The organism is Bradyrhizobium sp. (genome assembly GCF_016462955.1).
In the GTDB taxonomy this organism is placed as follows: Bacteria; Pseudomonadota; Alphaproteobacteria; order Rhizobiales; family Xanthobacteraceae; genus Bradyrhizobium.
Map to the genome: position 1 here is coordinate 1 of NZ_JAEMSD010000109.1, position 2,068 is coordinate 2,068.

2 protein-coding genes are annotated in these 2,068 nt (G+C 64.0%); both read left to right on the top strand.

Annotated features, from left to right (window positions below; genetic code table 11):
- Positions 1–119: 119 nt before the first annotated feature.
- Positions 120–1,289: a UDP-N-acetylglucosamine 2-epimerase gene (gene neuC, locus JHD07_RS14030; protein WP_291623079.1), complete on the top strand. Its 1,170-nt coding sequence runs from the start codon at positions 120–122 to the stop codon at positions 1,287–1,289.
- On the top strand, positions 1,286–2,068 hold a 783-nt coding region (locus tag JHD07_RS14035; RefSeq protein WP_291623081.1), incomplete at its 3' end, for an N-acetylneuraminate synthase family protein. The genes neuC and JHD07_RS14035, both read left to right, overlap by 4 nt.

Here is a 2,068-nt window from a genome sequence, read left to right on the forward strand (position 1 = left end):
GACCTTGATGCACCATCTGCCGATGTTCGCGCAGAGCCCGCGCGGCAATCTCGCCACCGCCGAATCCATCGAGCGCCGCCTGATCAATCTTCCCTCCAGCGCCAGCATCCGGGCCCGCGATGAGTGAACAAAGCCGCAAGATCTGTTTCGTCACCGGCAGCCGCGCCGATTTCGGCCTCATCATCTGGCCGATGCGGGCTATCCGTGAAACACCCGGGTTGAAGCTCCAGCTCATCGCGACGGGCATGCACTTGTCGCCCGAGTTCGGATACACCATCGACAACATCCGCGACGAAGGCTTCGTGGTCGACGAGAGCGTCGAGACGTTGCTGTCGAGCGATTCCGGCGTCGGTGTCTCCAAATCCGTCGGCCTTGGCGTGATCGGATTTGCCGACGCTTTCGCGCGACTGAAGCCGGACCTTGTCGTCGTGCTCGGCGACCGCTACGAGACGTTTGCGGCGGCGCAGGCTGCGATGTTCATGCGGCTGCCGATGGCACATCTGTTCGGCGGCGATGTCACCGAGGGCGCCATCGACGAAGCCATCCGTCACGCCATCACCAAGATGTCGCATCTGCATTTTGCCACGAATGCCGACTCGGCGCGCCGGCTGACCCGGCTCGGCGAGAACCCGACACGCGTCTTCACGGTCGGCTCGCCCGGCATCGATTCGATCAAGCGCCTCAAGCTGATGGACCGCGAGACCATCGGCCGCGAGATCGGGATGCAGCTCGGCAAGCGCAACGTTGTGGTCACGTTCCATCCGGTCACCGTCGAGATGGACCAGTCAGTCGGCGCACTTGATGAATTGTTCGCATCGCTCGCAACGCTCGATCCGGAGTTCAGCCTGTTCTTCACGCTCGCGAATGCCGACGCGGAAGGCCGTGCGCTCAACAATCGAATCAAGGCGTTCGTCGCCGGCCGGGCGAACGCCGTCGCAGTCGCCTCGCTCGGACAGCTTCGTTACATCAGCCTGTTGAACCAGGCCGATGTCGTGGTCGGCAATTCGTCGAGCGGCATCTATGAAGCGCCCTCGCTCAACGTTCCGACCGTCGACATCGGGGACCGGCAGAAGGGACGGCAGCGCGCCGCCTCCGTGTTTCACGCAGCCTCCGATCGCGGGTCGATTTCGAAGGCCATCGCCGATGCGCTTGCACGCGGGCGGCAGCCGACGGTCAACCCTTACGGCGACGGAGAGACCAGCCGGCGCGTCGCCGACAAGATAGCATCCATTCCCGATTTCAGGGCGCTGTTGAAAAAGGGCTTTTACGACGGCGAGGCGACCACATGACGCGTACGCTCATCATCGCCGAAGCCGGGGTCAATCACTCCGGCAGCCTGGACACCGCACTTGCGTTGGTTGACGCGGCCGCCGATGCCGGGGCCGATGTCGTGAAATTCCAGACCTTCAACGCCAACTCGCTCGCCGGGAAGAGTGCGCGCAAGGCCGATTACCAGCAGCGCACCACGGATGCCGCCGAGAGCCAGCTCGCGATGCTGAAGCGACTCGAATTGCCGCATTCGGCGCATCCGCCACTGATCGACCGCGCCAAGGCGCGCGGCATAGAATTCTTGTCGACGCCGTTCGACCATCAATCACTGAGCTTCCTGCTGACGCTCGGGTTGACACGGCTCAAGATCGGCTCGGGCGACCTTACCAATGCTCCGCTGCTGCATGCGATCGCACTCGCGGACATGCCCTTGATCTTATCCACCGGCATGGCGACGCTGACCGAGGTCGAGGAAGCGCTCGGCGTGCTCGCGCATGGCTACATCCGCAGCGAGGCGTCACCAGGCCTTGCCGCGTTCCGCGCAGCGTGGCGCGACGAGGAAGCGCGCACGCGCTTGTCCGAGCGCGTCTGCCTCCTCCACTGCACGACCGAATATCCCTGCCCGCCCGAGGACGTGAATCTTGCGGCGATGCATACGATGCGGACCGCCTTCCAGCTCCCGGTGGGCTATTCCGATCACACCGACGGGATCGAGATATCGCTCGCCGCGGTGGCGATGGGCGCTACCATCATCGAGAAGCATCTCACGCTCGACCGTAACGCGGTCGGGCCCGACCAC

Coding starts and splice junctions, on each gene's coding strand:
- neuC (WP_291623079.1), top strand. CDS start 120: ATGAGTGAACAAAGCCGCAAGATCTGTTTCGTCACCGGCAGCCGCGCC.